Source organism: Gordonia alkanivorans (genome assembly GCF_004011905.1).
Classification (GTDB): Bacteria; Actinomycetota; Actinomycetes; order Mycobacteriales; family Mycobacteriaceae; genus Gordonia; species Gordonia alkanivorans.
In genome coordinates, this window is record NZ_CP027114.1 from 1,531,040 (window position 1) to 1,548,575 (window position 17,536).

General features: G+C 67.1%; 15 protein-coding genes and 1 pseudogene. 3 read left to right on the plus strand and 13 right to left on the minus strand.

Annotated features, from left to right (window positions below; all coding sequences use genetic code 11):
- Positions 1-3: 3 nt before the first annotated feature.
- Both C5O27_RS06985 and C5O27_RS06990 read right to left on the minus strand, forming a co-directional pair.
- On the minus strand, positions 4-963 hold the full coding sequence (locus tag C5O27_RS06985; RefSeq protein ID WP_127962278.1) for a serine/threonine-protein kinase: 960 nt from the start codon (positions 961-963) through the stop codon (positions 4-6).
- A gap of 87 nt (positions 964-1,050) precedes the next feature.
- Positions 1,051-1,476, minus strand: a complete 426-nt coding sequence (locus C5O27_RS06990; RefSeq protein ID WP_127962279.1) for a nitroreductase/quinone reductase family protein — start codon at positions 1,474-1,476, stop codon at positions 1,051-1,053.
- A gap of 87 nt (positions 1,477-1,563) precedes the next feature.
- On the opposite strand from C5O27_RS06990, the gene C5O27_RS06995 reads away from it, so the two are divergent.
- Positions 1,564-2,928, plus strand: a complete 1,365-nt coding sequence (locus C5O27_RS06995) for an FAD-binding oxidoreductase (RefSeq protein ID WP_035752887.1) — start codon at positions 1,564-1,566, stop codon at positions 2,926-2,928.
- On the opposite strand, the gene C5O27_RS07000 is transcribed toward C5O27_RS06995, so the two are convergent.
- A complete protein-coding gene (locus C5O27_RS07000) occupies positions 2,906-4,114 on the minus strand; it encodes a GGDEF domain-containing protein (protein WP_127962280.1) in 1,209 nt (402 codons plus the stop codon). The genes C5O27_RS06995 and C5O27_RS07000 overlap by 23 nt on opposite strands.
- Positions 4,115-4,408: 294 nt before the next feature.
- On the opposite strand from C5O27_RS07000, the gene C5O27_RS07005 reads away from it, so the two are divergent.
- Positions 4,409-5,320 (plus strand): LysR family transcriptional regulator, encoded by a 912-nt coding sequence (locus C5O27_RS07005; RefSeq protein ID WP_127962281.1) that lies wholly within the window; start codon positions 4,409-4,411, stop codon positions 5,318-5,320.
- 19 nt (positions 5,321-5,339) lie between these two features.
- Here C5O27_RS07005 and C5O27_RS07010 read toward each other — a convergent pair whose 3' ends face one another.
- Positions 5,340-7,022 carry an acyl-CoA dehydrogenase family protein gene (locus C5O27_RS07010; protein WP_127963780.1) on the minus strand — a complete coding sequence of 561 codons (1,683 nt, stop codon included), beginning with the start codon at positions 7,020-7,022 and terminating at the stop codon, positions 5,340-5,342.
- Complete coding sequence (locus tag C5O27_RS07015) at positions 7,022-7,663, minus strand: TetR/AcrR family transcriptional regulator C-terminal domain-containing protein (RefSeq protein WP_006359852.1); 642 nt, start codon at positions 7,661-7,663, stop codon at positions 7,022-7,024. The genes C5O27_RS07010 and C5O27_RS07015 overlap by 1 nt, the downstream gene beginning before the upstream one ends.
- A 195-nt stretch (positions 7,664-7,858) precedes the next feature.
- Between C5O27_RS07015 and C5O27_RS07020 the strand changes: the two are divergent.
- Positions 7,859-8,877: pseudogene (locus tag C5O27_RS07020) on the plus strand (zinc-dependent alcohol dehydrogenase family protein).
- A 107-nt stretch (positions 8,878-8,984) separates the two neighbouring features.
- Here the strand turns inward: C5O27_RS07020 and C5O27_RS07025 are convergent.
- The 8 genes from C5O27_RS07025 to C5O27_RS07060 form a co-directional block, all read right to left on the minus strand.
- Positions 8,985-9,740, minus strand: a complete 756-nt coding sequence (locus C5O27_RS07025) for an enoyl-CoA hydratase/isomerase family protein (protein ID WP_127962282.1) — start codon at positions 9,738-9,740, stop codon at positions 8,985-8,987.
- Positions 9,737-10,588, minus strand: a complete 852-nt coding sequence (locus tag C5O27_RS07030; protein WP_005197938.1) for an SDR family oxidoreductase — start codon at positions 10,586-10,588, stop codon at positions 9,737-9,739. Before C5O27_RS07030 ends, C5O27_RS07025 begins: the two co-directional genes overlap by 4 nt.
- A 168-nt stretch (positions 10,589-10,756) precedes the next feature.
- Positions 10,757-11,800: a ferredoxin--NADP reductase gene (locus C5O27_RS07035; protein ID WP_127962283.1), complete on the minus strand. Its 1,044-nt coding sequence runs from the start codon at positions 11,798-11,800 to the stop codon at positions 10,757-10,759.
- On the minus strand, positions 11,797-12,510 hold the full coding sequence (locus tag C5O27_RS07040; protein WP_127962284.1) for a TetR/AcrR family transcriptional regulator: 714 nt from the start codon (positions 12,508-12,510) through the stop codon (positions 11,797-11,799). The genes C5O27_RS07035 and C5O27_RS07040 overlap by 4 nt, the downstream gene beginning before the upstream one ends.
- Positions 12,507-13,991 (minus strand): pyruvate, phosphate dikinase, encoded by a 1,485-nt coding sequence (locus tag C5O27_RS07045; RefSeq protein ID WP_127962285.1) that lies wholly within the window; start codon positions 13,989-13,991, stop codon positions 12,507-12,509. Before C5O27_RS07045 ends, C5O27_RS07040 begins: the two co-directional genes overlap by 4 nt.
- A gap of 13 nt (positions 13,992-14,004) precedes the next feature.
- The gene (locus C5O27_RS07050) at positions 14,005-14,829 is read right to left on the minus strand and encodes an SDR family oxidoreductase (RefSeq protein WP_127962286.1); all 825 of its coding nucleotides are present in this window, start codon (positions 14,827-14,829) and stop codon (positions 14,005-14,007) included.
- The gene (locus C5O27_RS07055; RefSeq protein WP_127962287.1) at positions 14,826-16,280 is read right to left on the minus strand and encodes an aldehyde dehydrogenase family protein; all 1,455 of its coding nucleotides are present in this window, start codon (positions 16,278-16,280) and stop codon (positions 14,826-14,828) included. The genes C5O27_RS07050 and C5O27_RS07055 overlap by 4 nt, the downstream gene beginning before the upstream one ends.
- Positions 16,277-17,476 carry a cytochrome P450 gene (locus tag C5O27_RS07060; RefSeq protein WP_127962288.1) on the minus strand — a complete coding sequence of 400 codons (1,200 nt, stop codon included), beginning with the start codon at positions 17,474-17,476 and terminating at the stop codon, positions 16,277-16,279. Before C5O27_RS07060 ends, C5O27_RS07055 begins: the two co-directional genes overlap by 4 nt.
- Positions 17,477-17,536 lie beyond the last annotated feature (60 nt).

Sequence of the window (17,536 nt, forward strand, 5' to 3'; positions counted from 1 at the left end):
CGGTCACGGATGACGCGGACGTCCCCACCATCGTGAGCGGGTCGGCTCGGGGACGGGCACGTCACGCATGAGACGGACCAGGATCTCGACGAGAGCCGTACACGTCGGATAGCGGTTCTGCGGTGACTTGGCGAGCGCCTTGGCGAAGATCGAATCCATCGCCGACGGGAGCCACGGACGGCGCCGGGTGAGGCGCGGCGGTTCGTCGTTGATGTGTGCGTAGGTGATCGCGAAGGACGTGCGCCGCGGATACGGCGGTGTGCCGGTGAACAACTCGACGAGACTGCACGCGAAGGAGTAGTTGTCGCTGGCCGGCGAAAGGTGATGTGCCTGAAGCAGTTCGGGCGAGGCATACCCGATGGAGCCCTGGACCCGGCCGTTGCGTGCGAGTGGTCTTGTGTCATCGAGGAATTGGGCGATCCCGAAGTCGGAGAGGTAGGCGTCGACCGGTGCGGAGGAGCCGGGCGTGGGCCCCTCCGGGTCAGAGTCGAGAGGTCGGGAGAGCAGGATGTTGGCGGGCTTGACGTCGCGGTGGAGGATCTCCTGGCCGTGTGCGTGGTCGAGGGCACCGGCGATCTGCGCGGCGACCCGCAGGATCGCGTCCACGTCGGGTTCGGTGTCGTCGCCGGGAATGAGTGCGGTGGCCGCCGGGCCCGCGACGTACTGCATCGCCAGCCACATCGACGGCTGGTGGCGAGGGCCGAGAGAGCCGGGCGGCGCGGCGATCTCACCGTGGGCGCGCATCCGGACGATGTGCGGGTGGTGGAGAAGCGACGCAATCCCGAACTCGCGCTCGAACCGTTCACGGACCCGGGCGTGATCGGCGGCGTCAGGGTGCAGCACCTTGAGCGCGACCGGCCCGTTCCCGTCGTCGCGATGAGCCCGGAAGACGTCCGCGCTCGCACCACCGCCGACGAACTCGTCGATGGTGAAGCCGTCCACGCGGTCGCCAACCTCGAACACCCTGCCCAGAGTAGAGCGGCGTCGATCTGCGGGTGCGGTGCCGGACAAGGGTGTCGAGACCAGGGTGCCCGTATCAGGCTCGAGAGGTCAGGATCTCGGGGTCAGACGGAAGATCGGGAACTTCCGGCCCTGAGCGGTCTCGGTGTACTTGACGAACTGGTCGGTGAACGCCGTGAACTTCGCCCAGGCGGCGTCCCAGTCGTCATCGGTGATCTCGGCGACCTGCGTCTCGTGGTGTTCGATGCCCTCGGCTGCGGGGGTCTCGACGGCAACCGAGTCGGGGTGCGCGCGAAGGTTGTGGACCCAGGCCGGCGTCGTCGGCGAACCCGCGAAAGATCCGATGACGAGCCAGGAGCCGTCGTCGGCGAGACCGAACAACGGGCTGATTCGCGGCTCCCCGGATTTCGCGCCGACGGTGTGCAGCAGGACGAGGTTCTTCCCGAACCCCGCGGTCTCGACATGTCCGTTGTTGGTGCGGAACTCGTTGATGATGGTCGAATTGAAGTCAGTCACGATCTCCTTGATACGCCTGCGGAGCCCTGACCGGCAGGTGTGCCGAAGTGAAACCGCGGTGCGGGCGTCGAAGAATACGCTGAACGCATGAGTGCCGAAACGAGTTCGTTGGCCGCCGCCCTTCCCGACGGAATGGTGATCACCGACCCCGACATACTCGCCGGGTATCGCCAGGACCGCGCTTTCGACCCGGCCGCCGGTACCCCACTCGCACTGATCCGCCCGACTTCGACCGATCAGGTCCAGACGACGGTTCGGTGGTGTGCCGAGAACCGGATTCCGATCATCACCCGCGGTGCCGGCACCAGCCTGTCCGGCGGCTCGACCGCGGTGGACGGCGCCGTCATGATCTCCACCGAGAAGATGCGCGAGATCGCCGTTGACCCCGCGACGCGCTCCGCCGTCGTCCAGCCCGGGCTGTTCAACTCCGAGGTCAAGGCCGCGGCGGCGGCGGAGGGTCTCTGGTACCCGCCGGACCCGTCGTCGTTCGAGATCTGTTCGATCGGCGGCAACGTCGCCACCAATGCGGGTGGGCTGTGCTGCGTGAAGTACGGGGTCACCACCGATTACGTGCTCGGGCTGCAGGTGGTGCTCGCCGACGGTCGAGCGGTTCGGGTGGGCGGCAAGCAGCTGAAGGACTCCGCCGGGCTGCCGTTGACCAAGCTGTTCGTCGGCAGTGAGGGACTCCTCGGCATCATCACCGAGGTGACCTTGCGGCTGCTGCCGCCGCAGGGGCCGGCGAGCACGGTCGTCGGGGTCTTCGACTCGGTACACGACGCCAGCCGTGCCGTCCTGGCCGTCACCGGCGAGATCCGCCCGGCGATGCTGGAATTCATGGATTCGGTGGCGATCAACGCGGTCGAGGACATGCTGCGCATGGGACTCGACCGCGACGCGGGCGCACTGCTCGTCGCCCAGTCCGACGCACCCGGGGCCGCCGGTGCCCAGGAGGTCGAACTCATCCGGAACGCCTTCGAGTCGAACGGTGCCGGCGAGGTCTTCACCACCGACGACCCCGCCGAGGGCGAGGCGTTCACCGCTGCCCGGCGAGCAGCGATCCCGGCGGTGGAGAAGCTGGGTTCGCTGCTGCTGGAGGACGTCGGGGTCCCGTTGCCCTCGCTGCCCGACCTCATCGACGGCGTCGCCAAGATCGCCGCGGACAACCAGGTGATGATCTCGGTGATCGCACATGCCGGCGACGGCAACACGCACCCGCTGATCGTCTTCGATCCGGCCGACACGGCCGAGGCCGACCGTGCGCAGACGGCATTCGGCCAGATCATGGACCTCGCCATCGAACTCGGCGGCACCATCACCGGCGAGCACGGCGTGGGCCGGCTCAAGAAGGGCTGGCTGCCCGACCAGGTGGGTCCGGACGTGATGGAGCTGACCGCGCTCATCAAGAACGCTCTCGACCCGGACGGGCTCCTCAACCCGGGCGTGATCCTGTAGGCGTGGTCGGCACCACGGCATAGGTGCCGCGCCTCTTCGCCTTCGCCTCGAACAGGGCGTCGTCGGCGAGGGCGAAGTCGCGTCGAATGCGCTCGGTCGCATCCTCGTCGGTCATGTGCTCGCTGTGCAGGGGACCCACCGCGATGCCGAGACTGACGGTCGCCCACTCGCCGTCGCCGGCGTCGACCGGTTGGCCGCGGATGTCTTCGGCGACGGCACGCACCGCCTGTTCGTCGAGCCGCGCCGCGATCGCGAACTCATCGCCGCCGAGCCGGGCGACGACCGCAGGCTCGGGCACGGCGCCCTGGAGGATGTCGGCGACCTGCTGCAGGACGGCATCGCCCACGGCGTGCCCGTGGTCGTCGTTGATCCGTTTGAAGCGGTCGACGTCGGCGATGACCAGTGCGAACCGGTCACCGGGACCCCGACGCAACAGTGTGGTCGTGGCGAGGATGAATCCGCGGCGGTTCAGCAGTCCGGTGAGCGGATCGGTATTGGCCATCCGCAGTTGGTGTTTCAGGGATCGCTGGAGGTCGGAGGTGTAGCCCTGGTGCAGGGTGACCGTCCCGCTCACGGCGACGAGCAGAGCAAGGGTGGCGGCGAACGCGGGCACGGGCGGAGCGCCGTCCAGCCAGGCGAGAACTCCGAGTGTGCAGGTCACTGCGCTCGACAGGGCCAGGTGCAGGTACACGACGCGGGCACGTACGAAATGTGCGCTGTAGGAGCCGATCACGGCGAACAGTGCCGAGAAGTACAGCGCCAGGCGTGGATCGGCGACGGCGAACAGGCACACCGCCACACCGATGTCCGCGTAGGCGACGAAGGCGTCGTTGAACCCTCGGACGTGTGACTTCTTGGTCCACCACATCACGCCCAGATGGACCCGGCTCACCGCGATCGCGGTGGGGATGGTGGTGGCGGCAGCGGTACCGAGGATCAGCGACCGCCACAGCGAACCCTGCGCGCCGCTCGGCGTGAACAATCCGAGCGCGCCCACGACGCCGAAGATCAGCACCAGCCCGGCGATGGTGTACCGGATATGGCGTTCGCGCAGACGCAGCTGCCGGAGAACGTCGAGTGTTTCGTCGTAGAGCCCGCTGCGCCGTGCGATCTCCGCGGTGATCGAGTCGCGACCGAGCCCGCCGAACGGAGTAGATCTCGGCAAACGGCCGACCGGTTCTTCCACCTGATCGAACTCCGGAAATGGGGGTTGGGGCGAACAACGCGAAGTCCAGATGAGCATTAGCGATGCTTCATCAGAGCAATTGATAGCCGCCGACGCCCGGTTGCGGCAGCGAAAACACCGAAATGTGAGAAAGAAGCACCTGCCGAGGTCCTCCCGTCCCCTCCGCGGGGGGACCTCAGCAGGTAGCCCAAAACGCGAATGACATCTGAACACGATGCCATGCAGAAATGAGCATATTGGGTTGAAGGTCAACCTACAATCACATCAATCCGGATAACTGACAGGAGATGGTTGATGAATGGTTCCGGGGACGCCGGACTCCGCGATATAGACCTGCGCCGACTCCGAATGTTCGTCGTCGTCATGGAGGCTCCGAGCCTCCGCGTCGCCGCCGACAACCTGTTCATCAGCCAGCAGGCGTTGTCCTCGGCGATCCGTGAACTCGAGCGACAGCTGGGAGTCGAGCTCTTCTCCCGTTCGCGGCGCAGCCTGACGCCGACGCCGGCCGGGGAGGCGCTCTACCGCGGCGCGGTGCCGTTGCTGGCCGGCGGGGAACAGCTCGCCACGCAGGTCAGACGGGTCAACGCAGGGGCACCCGCACCGTTCGTCATCGGCCATGCACCCGACCTCGCGTCGTCGGAGGTCTTCCGGATCATCGAACCCGTGGTCCTCGCCGACCCCTCGGTGCCGATCACGGTGCGCCCGGTGTTCGCCGACTTCATGCGTGAGGAATTGCTGTCGGGCTCGATCGACCTGGCGCTGGGCCGTGGTGTGTCGGCGCCACCGGACATGGCGACCACGATCGCGACCGAACACGAGCTCCGCCTCGCGGTGCGCAGCGATCACCCGCTCGCCGCGCATGCCCGTGTCGACATGGCCGCCCTCGCCGGTTACGAGGTCGTCGTGTGGGGGCCCGAGCACGAATACGAGTACACCGACATCCTCGTCGGGTTGTGCCGGCGTGCGGGATTCGAACCGCGCATCATCCTGTCGACGCTCCTCGGTACACCGCCGCACACGGCGGTCATCGCCCACCCCAAAGCCTGTGCGTTCGTCACCAACGAGCCCGGCTGGATCTACGCGAACTCCATCCGCATCGTCGAGTTCACCGATCCGCCGTTCGCCCCCGTCCGGGCGATGTGGCTGCCCAACACCGCCTCGACGCTGCGCCGGCAGATCCTGGCGGCGGCGGAAGGGGTGGTGTGAGAACGGAAGGCGGGGTGTCTCAGTGACGTTCGAGGATGGCGGCGAGATCGGCGCCGTCGGGGAGCGCGCCGTACTCGAAGCTGCGGTCGGGGCCCAGCCGGCTGACGATGAACGCGTCGGCGACCGCCGACGGGCTGTGCCGCACCAGCAGTGACGCCTCGAGCGCCAGTGCCATCGACTCGACGGTGGATCGGGCTCGGCGCTGGGCGTCGGCCGGGGCGAGCCGCGACAGTTCGCCGAGCTGGTCACGGAGCCGGTCCAGGTGCGCGTCGAGAGTCCGGTCGGCGCCGCGGGCGAGGCTGACCTCGGCGTCGAAGGCGGCGACCGATTCGGGTTCCCGCGTCATCGCGCGCAGGACGTCGAGGGCGATGACGTTGCCCGAGCCCTCCCATACGGCCATCACCGGTTGCTCGCGGTAGCGCATGGCGAGCGGGAAGTCCTCGGTGTATCCGTTGCCGCCGAGGCATTCCAGTGCCTCGTAGGCGTGGTGGGGGCCGCGCTTGCAGATCCAGTACTTGGCGACCGCGGTGGCGAGCCGGCGGAAGGCGCGCTCCTGCGGATCGGCATCCTCGTCGTGGGCGCGGGCGAGGCGGATCGCGGTGGTGGTCGCGGCCTCGGATTCCAGTGCGAGATCGGCCAATACGGCGGTCATCGCGGGTTGGTCGGCCAGCGTCGCGCCGAAGGCGGCACGATGCCGGGCGTGCCACACGGCCTCGGCGACGGCCTGGCGCATGCCCGCCGCGGAACCGAGAACGCAGTCGAGGCGGGTCTGCGCGACCATCTCTATGATCGTGCGCACGCCGCGTCCCGGCTCGCCGACCATGACGGCGACGGTGCCGTCGAGTTCGATCTCGCTGGAGGCGTTGGACTTGTTGCCGAGCTTGTCCTTGAGACGCTGGATGCGGAAGACGTTACGGGTGCCGTCGGGCAGAATGCGGGGGAGCAGGAAACACGAAAGTCCTTCGCCGCCGGCGCCGTGCGCCTGGGCGAGAACGAGGAAGGCATCCGACATGGGCGCCGAGCAGAACCACTTGTGTCCGGTGAGGAGGTACTCGGCACCCGGTCCGCCGGTTCCGGCGGGGACTGCGACGGTGGTGTTGGCGCGGACGTCGGAGCCGCCTTGCTTCTCGGTCATCGACATCCCGAAGATGGCCGACTCCTTGGTGGCGTTCAACTCGGGGGAGTAGCTGCGGGACAACGCCTTCGGCACCCAGTTCGCGGCGACGTCGGGCTGGAGTTCGAGTGAGGGGATGACCGCGTGGGTCATCGACACCGGGCAGGCGTGGCCAGGTTCGATCTGGCCGAACAGCATGAACGCGGCCGCACGCACGACATGCGACCCGGGTTGAGGATCGGACCAGCAGCGCGTGTGGGCGCCGTGGGCGATGGATGCGGAGATGATCCGGTGGTATGCCGGGTGGTATTCGACCTCGTCGATGCGGTGACCCCAGCGGTCGAACGTCCGCAACACCGGCGTGATGGTGTTCGCGAGATGGGCGTCGTGCTTGAAGGATTCGCTGCCGACGAGCGCCCCGATCTCGCGAAGCTCGGCGTCGCCCCAGGCGGCGTCGTGTCGCGCGACCGCCTCGGTGAGGACGACGTCGAGCTCGTACTCGTTGACGTCCAGTCGCGGAGCGGACTGGTTGAACACCTCGTGGGTGAGGTGCGGCTGCGGATGGATGTGCGTCGCGGACTGGGTCATCATGCCTCCTGGGGCGTGGGTACGAGTGGCCGGTCCAGAACCCGGTCCGGGATCTGCAGATTCGTGAAGATCACCGCGACCGCGTCCTCGAGTCGATAGCCGAAGTCGGCCCCGGTGGCGGCCTTCTGAACCGCGAGACCGAAGATCGCCGACCAGAACGCCTTCGCCTCGACATCGATCCCGGCACGCAGTTGCCAGCCGGTGCGCACCAGCGTCGACATCAGCGCCTGCTCGCCGCGTTCGTGAAGTGTGCGCAGGGTGTCGGTGATGTGCTCCCGCAGGTCGGTGCGGCGCGACGTCAGCAGCATGGCGGTAGTGAACAGTTCGACGTCCCGCGCGCAGGGACCGAGGAGGGTTCCGACGAGCGTGTTCGTGTAGTCACGGACGGTCGTGGTCTCGGCGGCGGCCTCTTCGGCTCGACGTCCGGCCCGCAGTACACCGGCGCACGCGACCTCGACGAAGAGTTGTTCCTTGGAGCCGAAGTAGTAGGTGACCTGGTTGGGGTAGGCGTCGGCGCGCTGGCAGATCTGAGCGACCGACGCCGCGTCACCGTGCTCGGCGAACACCTCGCCGGCGGCACGCAGCAGCGCCTGGCGGGTTGCCCTGCCGGCTTCCCGGCTCGCGCGTCCGGTGGTTGCCACAGTGGGTTCCGATCGTCGACGTCAGTGTTTGTATGGCAAACAATAAACGCCGGGTGGCGCGCGGGCAAGGGTTGATTTCAGGAACGTGAGTCTTTTTCGCTCCCGAGTTGTCGGGAACCCGCCCTGGTATCGACGTGCCTGCCTCGATGAGTACGGACCGTCCCGCCGCCGACGGCGGGCTGAAGTGGAGGAAACATGCTCGGCGTGATCATGGACGCCCCTGGGGAGATCCGGGTGGACGAACGAGAGAACCCGACGATCGAGGAGCCCACCGACGCGATCATCAAGATCGCCGCGACCTGCGTGTGCGGGTCGGACTTGTGGCCGTATCGCGGCATCGAAGACGTCGACCACGCGCCGATGGGGCACGAATACGTCGGCACGGTCACCGAGGTGGGAGACCAGGTGTCGACGGTGAAGGTCGGCGACTTCGTCGTCGGCTCGTTCTTCGCATCCGACAACACCTGCGAGATCTGCCGGGCGGGTTATCAGTCCCGGTGTGTCCATGCGGAGCCGATGGGTGCCATCGGCACCCAGGCCGAATACGCCCGGGTGCCGCACGCCGACGGCACCCTCGTCGCCACCCCGGGGCAGCCCGACGCCGACCTCATCCGTCGCTGCTGGCCGCGTCGGATGTGCTGGGAACCGGGTGGTTCGGTGCGGTGGCGGCCGAGGTCGGCCCGGGGAAGACGGTGGCCGTCGTCGGCGACGGTGCGGTGGGCCTTCTGGCTGTCCTGGCCGCTCAGCGGCTCTGCGCCGACCGGATCATCGCGATGAGTCGGCACGCCGACCGGCAGGCGCTCGCCCGTGAGTTCGGCGCCACCGACATCGTGACCGAGCGCGGCGACGAGGGCGTGGCCAGGATCAAGGAACTCACCGACGGTCTCGGGGCGCACTCGGTCATCGAAGCGGTCGGGACACAGGAGTCGATGATGCAGGCGATCCGCTCGGCACGCCCCGGCGGGCACGTCGGATATGTCGGTGTCTCCCACGACGTGGAGTTGCCCGGGATGGAGCTGTTCTTCTCCGAGATCCACCTGCACGGTGGTCCTGCCCCGGTGCGGCGTTTCCTGCCCGAGCTGATCGACCTCATCTGGAAGCGGGAGATCGATCCCGGGAAGGTCTTCGACCTGACCCTCCCGCTCGATCAGGCGGCCGAGGGCTACCGGGCCATGGACGAGCGTCGCGCGATCAAGGCGCTCTTGACCGTCTGACGTCACCGTCCGACTCGCGCCGAGAGCTGATCGTCGACGACGCGGCGGGCCGACGATCAGACGGAAGGGCGGCGGTCACCAGCCCGGTCAGGACCGCTTCCAGGCGGTCACTTCGAGCGGGAAGAGAGCAAGGCGCCCACTTCTTCGGTACCGCCCAGACGGGTGATGGTCAGGGCTTCATCGTCGAGGTGCTCGGCAAATTCCCGCTGGTAGGACGCTCGAACGAGCCTCCGTGCCTGGCCGACGGCCGACGTCTGTCGATCGAGAAGCAGTGACACAACACCGTCGACGTCGGTGGCGAGTTCGTCCAGCTCCACCACCGCATCCACGAGGCCCCACGCGAGTGCGGTCGACGCATCGATACGTTCGTTGAGAACGAGCATCTGAAGCGCCCGCCGCATGCCGATCGCGCGGGGGAGGCCGATCGACACCCCACAATCCGGTGACAACCCGATCATCGAGTACGCAGCGACGTAAGAGCTGGCGGGAGTGGCGGCCACATAGTCGGCTGCAAGGAGAAGGCCGAGCCCGGCGCCCGCAACCGGGCCCTGGATTGCGGCGACTATCGGGACGGGCAGCTCGTCGAGTGCGATGAGCGAACGATGTATGGACCCCGCGAGGTCGGCGAGGAACCGCGGGCGGTCCGACGCCGCTGCCATCGCCCGTACGTCGCCGCCCGCGCAGAAGATCTTTCCGGTCGAAGACAGGCGGACGACCCGTACGTCGGCATTCTCGCGGATCGACGTGATCGCCTGTGCGAGGCCGCCGGCGACCTCGAGATCGAGTGCATTGCCCGCGGACGGCCGGTTGAGTTCGATGGAGGCAACACCTCGATCGTCCACTCCGAAAATGACCGAACTCATGCCCACTCCATCCAGAAATCCAGTTCCAGCTCCACGTCGCCGGGTACGACGCGATAACCCGAGAAATCGGTCACACCGTCACCGGCCAGGACCTCGTCATCGATGAAGCACCGTCCGGTGACGAGGTCGGAGGGCTTGGTGATGATGCTGATCGCTGCATCGGCCATGATGTCCGGCGTTCGGCTACGCGAGATGAGTTCCTCACTCAAGATGTTGCGAACCGCCGCCGTGTTGATGGTCGTTCGCGGCCACAGGGAATTCACGGCGATGCCGTCGCCGGCGAGCTCGGCGGCAAGTCCGATGGTTACGAGGGACATCGAGAATTTCGAGATCGTGTACGCAGTCCCTATGTCCGCGAACCACTTCGGCTCGAGGTTGAGCGGCGGCGACAGGGTCAGGACGTGCGGGTTGGCCGATCGCCGTAGATGCGGGATGGCGGTCTTCGTCAGGAGAAAGGCGCCGCGCGCGTTGATGTCCTGCATGAGGTCGTACTTCTTCATGCTGATATCTGCGGTCGGTGTCAGATCGAGCGCGCTGGCGTTGTTCACGACGACGTCGATGCCACCGAACTGTTCGACCGTGCGCACGACGGCGTCGGCCACCGACTCGTCGTCCCTGATGTCACCGACAAGTGGCAGCGCCTTGCCGCCGGCCGACTCGATCGCAGCAGCCGCGGTGTAGATGGTGCCGGGCAGCTTCGGGTGCGGCTCGGTCGTTTTCGCGATCAGGGCCACGTTGGCTCCTCGACGGGCCGCCTGGATCGCGATCGCCTCGCCGATTCCTCGGCTGCCGCCCGACATGATCAGGGTGCGGCCTTCCAGTGATCTGTCCTCGGGTTCAGTGTGCACGACTGGTCCTTTCGCGAAGGGGCGCCGCCTTCAGGCGCGATGGAAAGTGGGGATTCTCGATGTATTCCAGGAATTACACGAGAGGATCCGGCCCGGAGGGTTCCCCAGGCGCGAGTGCTCCGGACGGCGCTGCGCCGATGACCGGATCGGATCAGGTCTGAGAGTTGTTCAGTCGAACTCGATCCCGATGCGGTCGCTCGTCGGGGTCGCCTGACAGGTCAGCAGGTAGCCGTCGTCGATGTCCTCGGGTTCCAGTGCAATCCCGTTGCCGTGGTCTACTTCTCCGGCGGTCAGGCGTGCCACACACGACCCGCAGTCCCCTTCGCGACACGAGTACGGGGCGTCGACGTCCGCGGCGAGGAGCGCGTCGAGCAGGACGGTGTCCGTGCCGCACCGGATGGCTCGGACGTCTCCGTCGATGGTGACCGTGATCTCCGATGCGCCGGAGCCCTCGTGAACGGGAGCGTCCAGCGTGAACGGATCCCCGGTCAACGACACATATCGCTCGACGTGTACCCGGTCGTGGTGGATGCCGTGTGCCCGCAGGGTGTGCTCGACGAGGTCCATGAAAGGTGCTGGGCCACAGATGAATGCTTCGCCCGTACCGACTGCGTCGGTGAGGACTCCGCTGACCGCATCCGCGGTGGGAAGACCCCGCTCGGTTTCGAGCCAGTGGTTCACGGTCAGTCGCGCGGGATGACGAGCTGTCAGTTCGTCGATCGCGCTCGCGAAGATGGTCGACTCATGGTCGCGGTTGGCGTAGAACAACACCACGTCGGTGTCGTGCTCCGCCAGTGCCGAACGCAGGATCGACATCACCGGGGTCACCCCGCTTCCGGCCGCGAAGAGGTACAGCGGTCCTTCCCAGGACCGTGGCGTGAAGACGCCCGACGGTGGGAGGATATGCAGCACCAATCCCGGTTCGGCGTTGTCGCACAACCAGTTCGACCCGTAGCCGCCGCGGGTTCGTTTGACGGTGATCGCCGGGGAAGCGTCGACGTTCGGGGCCGTGGACAGGGAGTAGCTGCGGGCGACGGGGCCGGTGCGGTCACTGGGGATACGGACGGTGATGAACTGTCCGGGCCGGTAGTCGGTGCCGGCAGGGAAGTCCAGCACGATCGTGCGGGCCTCCGGGGTCTCGTCGATGACCGCGGTGACGGTCACGTCGATGCCGAGGGTCCGTGCGACGGGAGAGATGGTCGATTGGGTCATGTGGTGGTCCTGGAGATGAGGGGAATGGCTCGGTACCACAGTTCGCCGAGTGCGGTGCCGAGCGCTTCGAGTCGCTCTCGTCGAGGGGTGCTGGTCGGCAGGCCGACATGGATGTAGGCCATCTGTTCGGTGGCACATCCCAGCGTCTCCGCGAGCAGATTGGTGTCACAGCTTTCGATCGCGCCGCTCGCGACGAGGCGTTCGAGCCAACGTTCGGTGCGTCGGACGAAGTCTCCACGAAGGTTGAGCCACAACTGTTTGAATCCCGGGTTCTCGCTGGCCGCGGCGGCCTCGCGGAGCAGGCGCAGCATGTGGCGGCTACGGGCGTAGGCCTGTAGATATGTCGTGTTGACCTCGATCAGCGATTCCAACTCACCGTGGGTTCGGTCGGGCCGCAACCGGGCGGTGGCCAGTTCCTGCAGCGACGGCCGGAGAGCCGCGAGGAAGATGTCGTCCAGGCCTACGAAGTGACGGTAGAAGTTGCCTTGAGAAACGTTGGCGCGGTGGGTGATGTCCGAGATGCGGGTGCGGGTGTATCCGTACTCGGTGAAGCACTCGGTGGCCGCTTTCACCAGTTTGTCGCGGGTCTGTTCACCGCGCTTGTTGGCGCGTTTGGTCGAGACCGCGGTCTCGTCGAGCAGTCCGGCCGCCGAATAGGCCGCGTTGATCCCGTCGTGCTCGCGTGTGCCCGGGCCGGTCTCGGTACTCACCGGGTCGCTCCTTCCAGCGACCGCGCTGCCTGTAGTGCCTTCAGCGGATGGTCATCAGGCAAGGTGTCGGGGAGGAACGACAGCAGTTCGTCGAGATACTCGTCGCTGGTGTTCCCGGAGTTCAATGCGTCGCCTGCGTAGACCTTTCCGGTCGTACCGTCGACGGTGACCGTCTGTCCCGCCAAGGTCTGCGAGAGGCCGATCCCACAGCCGACGACGCACGGGACGCCGATCTCGCGGCACACGAGTGCGGCATGAGAGGTGGTTCCGCCGACCTCCGTGACCACGGCGACGGAGTCGAACATCGCCGGGACATCGGCAGGGGAGGTCGATGGGCGCACGAGGACCACGCGTTCGCCCTCGGCGGCCGCGATGCAGGCGGCGTCGGTGTCCGTGTAGACGACGCCGACGGCGGCTCCCGGTCCTGCGCCCGTGCCCGAGGCGAGCAGTTCGGCGCACGCGTCGGCCGAGTTGTGCTGCGCGAGGGTCTCGGCCTGCTCTGCGCTGATGCGCGAGACGGCCTCCTCGCGGCTGATGAGGCCCTCACGGGCCAGATCGACGGCAATGCGTACCGCCGCACGTGCAGACCGTTTGCCCGATCGACATTGCAGCATGTAGAGCGTGCCGCTCTCGACGGTGAACTCGATGTCGACCAGATCGCGATGCTCGGCTTCCAGAGTGGCCGAGATCGCACTCAGATCCCGGTGCAGCTGCGGGGAGTGAACCTGGAACTGATCGATCGTCTGCGGAGTGCGTTCTCCGGAGACCACGTCCTCTCCCTGTGCTTGCGAAAGCCATTCGCCGAAGAGCTGAGGGTCGCCGGTGGCCGGGTCGCGGCTGAAGATCACACCGGTGCCGGACTGCTCGTCGCGATTCCCGAACACCATGGCCTGCACGGTCACCGCGGTGCCACCGCCCTCGCCGAGTCCGTGGTGGCGGCGATACGCAGTGACCCGCTCATTGGTCCACGAGCGGAACACCGCGCCGATGGCCTCGCGCAACTGGTCGTACGGATCGGCGGGGGGTGCGGACGTGGCGTCACCGAGAACGATCTCGCCGTATCCCGCGCAGAACCGCGCCCAGGTGTCGCGCGCCCAGTCGTGGTCCCCGGTCGCCTCGGCCAGCTCGGCGGTCAGCTGCTCGGTCAGACCCAGGTTGAGGACGGTGTCCATCATCCCGGGCATGCTCTGCGCGGCACCCGAACGCACCGACACCAGAAGGGGAAACGGTCCGGCGCCGAAAGTCTTTCCGGTCTGCTGTTCGAGGACATGCAGTTGGTTGACGACCTCGTCCCACACCTCGTCGGGGAGCTGGCCTCCGTTGTCGTGGAACCGTGCACAGACCGGCGTGGTGATGGCGAAGGCCGGCGGGACCGGCAGCCCCAGCGACCGCATGCGGTTGACGCTGTAGGCCTTGCCTCCCAGCAACTCCCGGTCGGCCGGAGCGGTCCCGTCCAGTGCCAGGACAGCGGGTGTGTTCATCAGAGTGGTCCTTTCACTCGGTGGTGTCGACCCGAGCTCGAGGCTGGGACAGAGGGGTGGGGAGGGCTGCTGAACGCAGCGCGGTGAGTCCGCCTTCGACCGGGACGTCGATGCCGTTGACCCAGTCTGCAGCAGGGCTGAGCAGGAAGTCGATCACCGACGCCGATTCCGCGGCGGTGCCATGGCGGCCGACCATCGATGCCGACCGTGCAATGGCGTCGACGCCCATGGACTGTTCGAAGTCGGTGAGGATCGGGGTGTCGGTGGGTCCGGGACTGACCGACAGCACGCGGATGCCTCGGGCCTGCAGAGACGCCGACAAGGCGATGGTCCAATCCACGACAGCACGCTTGGACGTGTCGTAGGCCGCCGGGCCGTCTAGCTGTGTCCGGTCCAGCCATTCACGTAGCTCGTCGCGGTCGCGGACCTCGAGGAGTTCGACGATGTCGTCGTGCCCCAGGGTGTTCCGGTGTGCCGCGATCGAGGCCACGTTGACGACCGCACCTCCTGACATCCGCTCGAGCACAGCGAATGTCAGCGCCCGCAGGCCCAGGGTGTTCACCGCCAGGACGGTCTCGGCCGGCGCGGTGCCCGGCACGCCGGCGACGTTGGCCAATGCGTCGACGTGGTCGGGTAGATCCAGTGTTGCGATGGCCGCCAGGTCGGACAGGTCGCACCGGAGGGAGTGCGCGCGATCGTCCGGGCAGGCGGCTATGTCGATCGCGATGACGCGGGTGTCCGGCTCTCGGTCGAGCAGCCGATTCACCAGGGCCAGACCGATTCCCGACGCGGCGCCGGTGACGATCACCGTACGTGCGATGGAGGAGGCGTCGTTCATGCCATCACCGCCGATACCTCGGTGAACTCGGCGATACCCACACTGCCGAGTTCGCGTCCGTAGCCGGAGTTCTTGACCCCACCGAAGGGGACGGTGGGCCGTTCGCGGGTACGCACCCCGTTGATCTTGACCTGGCCGACCTCGAGGTGTGTCGCGACTTCGACCGCGTGATCCCGGTCTGCGGACCACACCTCGGCGGACAGGCCGTACTGGCTGTCGTTGGCCACCTCGATCGCCTCGGCCACATCGCGGTAATACTGCACCACCAGGACCGGTCCGAAGATCTCCTCGTGCACCGCGGACGCGGAGCGGTCGAGATCACCGAAGACGATCGGGGCCACGAAGCAGCGGGAGTTGCCTATGCCGAGTTGCTCTCCGGTACCGGCGATCACGCGACCACCGTCGTGCCGGGCGAGATCGATGTGGTCCAGAACTCGGCGGGCGTGCGCGGCTGATGCCAGCGGACCATGGGTGGTCTGGGGTGCTGTCGGGTCGCCGAACACGAGTTCGGCGAGCGCATCGCCGATCAGCTGCTCGATGCGGTCGGCATGCGCGGCGGGGAGCACGAGTCGTGTGGTCGCGTTGCAGGCCTGGCCGGAGTTGACCAGCCCGGAGGCCAGGATCCTCGGGACGACGGCGTCGAGGTCGGCGTCGGGCAGCACCACGGCGGGTGACTTGCCGCCGAGTTCGAGCGTGGTCCGGGCCAGTGACTCTGCGGCCGCCGCAGCGACGGCTTTTCCGCCGCGGACGCTACCGGTGAACGACACATGGGTGATGTCCGGGTGTGACGACAACGCCTGCCCGGTCTCTGGTCCCGTGCCGTTCACGATGGCGAATGCGCCTGCGGGAAGCCCGGCTTCGAGGAAGCACCGACGGACCAGTGCGGCATCGAAGGGCGTCGCCTCGGAGGGCTTGAGCACCACGGTGCAGCCGGCGGCGAAGGCGGCGGCGACCTTGGCGATGATCTGATGTACGGGCATGTTCCACGGTGTGATCGCCGCGACGACGCCGCCGGCAACGCGGCGCACGATCGCGCCGTCCACGGTCTGCTCCCAGGGAAAGCGCTCGGCAGCGTCTGCGGTGGCGCGCAGGACCGATGCAGGCAGCACTTGCTGGGTGGTGGTGGACAGAGCGGTCGGCATTCCCATCTCGGAGGTTACGGTCGCCGCGATCCGGTGACCATGGTGATCGATCAGATCCGCGGTCGCACGCAACACCGTTGCCCGATGCGCCGCGCTGGTCCGGGACCATGACGGCAGGGCGGCCACGGCTGCGGCGACGGCCTCGTCGACGATGGCACCACCGGCCTCATGGGTCGTACCGATCTCGCGGTCGGTGAACGGGTTGATCACCGGGATCGGTGCGCCATCGGCGATGACGCGGTCCTCGATCAGGGCCGCGGGACCCGCTCCGACGCCGGCGGGTGTCTCCAGCTCGCCGATAGCGCTCATCGGGTTGCTTCGATCCGGACCGGGAGCGACTTGATGCCACGGAAGAAGTTGCTCTGCAATCGATTCGGCTGATCGAGCACCTTGATGTCCAGTCCGCGCTCGATGACGCGGGTGAAGAAGAGCCGTGCTTCCATCCGCGCGAGGTTCGAGCCGAGACAGGCATGCGCGCCCCACCCGAAGCCGACGTGCTCGTTGGGGAAGCGGTTGCCGACGAACGTCTCCGGGTTCTCGAAGGCGCGTTCGTCGCGATTTGCCGAGCAGAACCACATCACGACCTTGTCGCCCTGGCGGATGGTCTTGCCGTGCATCTCGAGGTCGCGGGTTGCGGTGCGCCGCATGGAAAGGACCGGCGAGACCCAGCGAACCATCTCCTCGACGACCACCCGGATCTTGGCGGGGTTCTCACGCATGAAGTCCCACCACTGCGGATTCTCGGACAGGACGTTGACCCCGCCCGACAGCAGATTGCGCGTCGTCTCGTTGCCCGCGACCATCAGGATCAGGTAGTAGGCGTCGAGGTAGCCACGGCTGAGCGGTACACCGTCGAGTTCGGCCGCGGTCAGCACGCTGATCAGATCGTCGGCGGGGCATTCACGGCGGAGTTTCTCCAGCCCGCGGAAGTAGTCGAAGACCTCGTCACGCGCTTTCACCGCGGTTTCGGGTCCCTCGGAGTAGTCGGGATCCTCGCTGGCCATCTGGTTCGTCCAGCGCAACAGGTTCGGGCAGTCCTCGAGCGGTGCGCCGAGGAGGCGCCCGATCATCACCAGGGGGAGCTGCGCGGCGATGGATGCGACGAAGTCGATGTCACCGGTGCCGGTGTGGGCATCGAGGAGTTCGTCGATGACGGCGGCGATGTCGCCTTCGAGCGACTTGAGCTTCACGGGCCGCACATGTGGGGTGACGATGCCGCGCAGCTTGCCGTGCTCGGGAGGGTCGACGTGGTGGATGCTGCGCGCACCCTCTCCTTCGGCGCGTCGACTGGCGATCTGGGTACCCTGCGTGACAGTGAAGTCTTCGGCGTTGGAGGCCACGGCCTTGATGTCCTCGTAGCGGATCACCGACCAGAATCCCGGGCCATCGTGTTCGGCGTTCCAGTGCAGCGGGTCCGTGTCGCGCAGCTGTGCGAACAGCTCGTGGTCGACGCCCGCGGCGAAGGGGCTGAGATCCATCAAGTCGATGTTGTCAGCGATTGTCATGTCGTCTCCAAAAGACTCTGGTTTGTGACTGCACTTTCACTAAACCATAGTCTATGGTGT

Bases quoted from the DNA above. Each gene is read 5' to 3' on its own strand.
- C5O27_RS06995 (WP_035752887.1), top strand. From the start codon at position 1,564: ATGAGTGCCGAAACGAGTTCGTTGGCCGCCGCCCTTCCCGACGGAATG.
- C5O27_RS07005 (WP_127962281.1), top strand. From the start codon at position 4,409: ATGAATGGTTCCGGGGACGCCGGACTCCGCGATATAGACCTGCGCCGA.
- C5O27_RS07010 (WP_127963780.1), bottom strand. From the start codon at position 7,022: ATGACCCAGTCCGCGACGCACATCCATCCGCAGCCGCACCTCACCCAC.
- C5O27_RS07025 (WP_127962282.1), bottom strand. From the start codon at position 9,740: ATGAGTTCGGTCATTTTCGGAGTGGACGATCGAGGTGTTGCCTCCATC.
- C5O27_RS07035 (WP_127962283.1), bottom strand. From the start codon at position 11,800: ATGACCCAATCGACCATCTCTCCCGTCGCACGGACCCTCGGCATCGAC.
- C5O27_RS07045 (WP_127962285.1), bottom strand. From the start codon at position 13,991: ATGAACACACCCGCTGTCCTGGCACTGGACGGGACCGCTCCGGCCGAC.
- C5O27_RS07050 (WP_127962286.1), bottom strand. From the start codon at position 14,829: ATGAACGACGCCTCCTCCATCGCACGTACGGTGATCGTCACCGGCGCC.
- C5O27_RS07055 (WP_127962287.1), bottom strand. From the start codon at position 16,280: ATGAGCGCTATCGGCGAGCTGGAGACACCCGCCGGCGTCGGAGCGGGT.
- C5O27_RS07060 (WP_127962288.1), bottom strand. From the start codon at position 17,476: ATGACAATCGCTGACAACATCGACTTGATGGATCTCAGCCCCTTCGCC.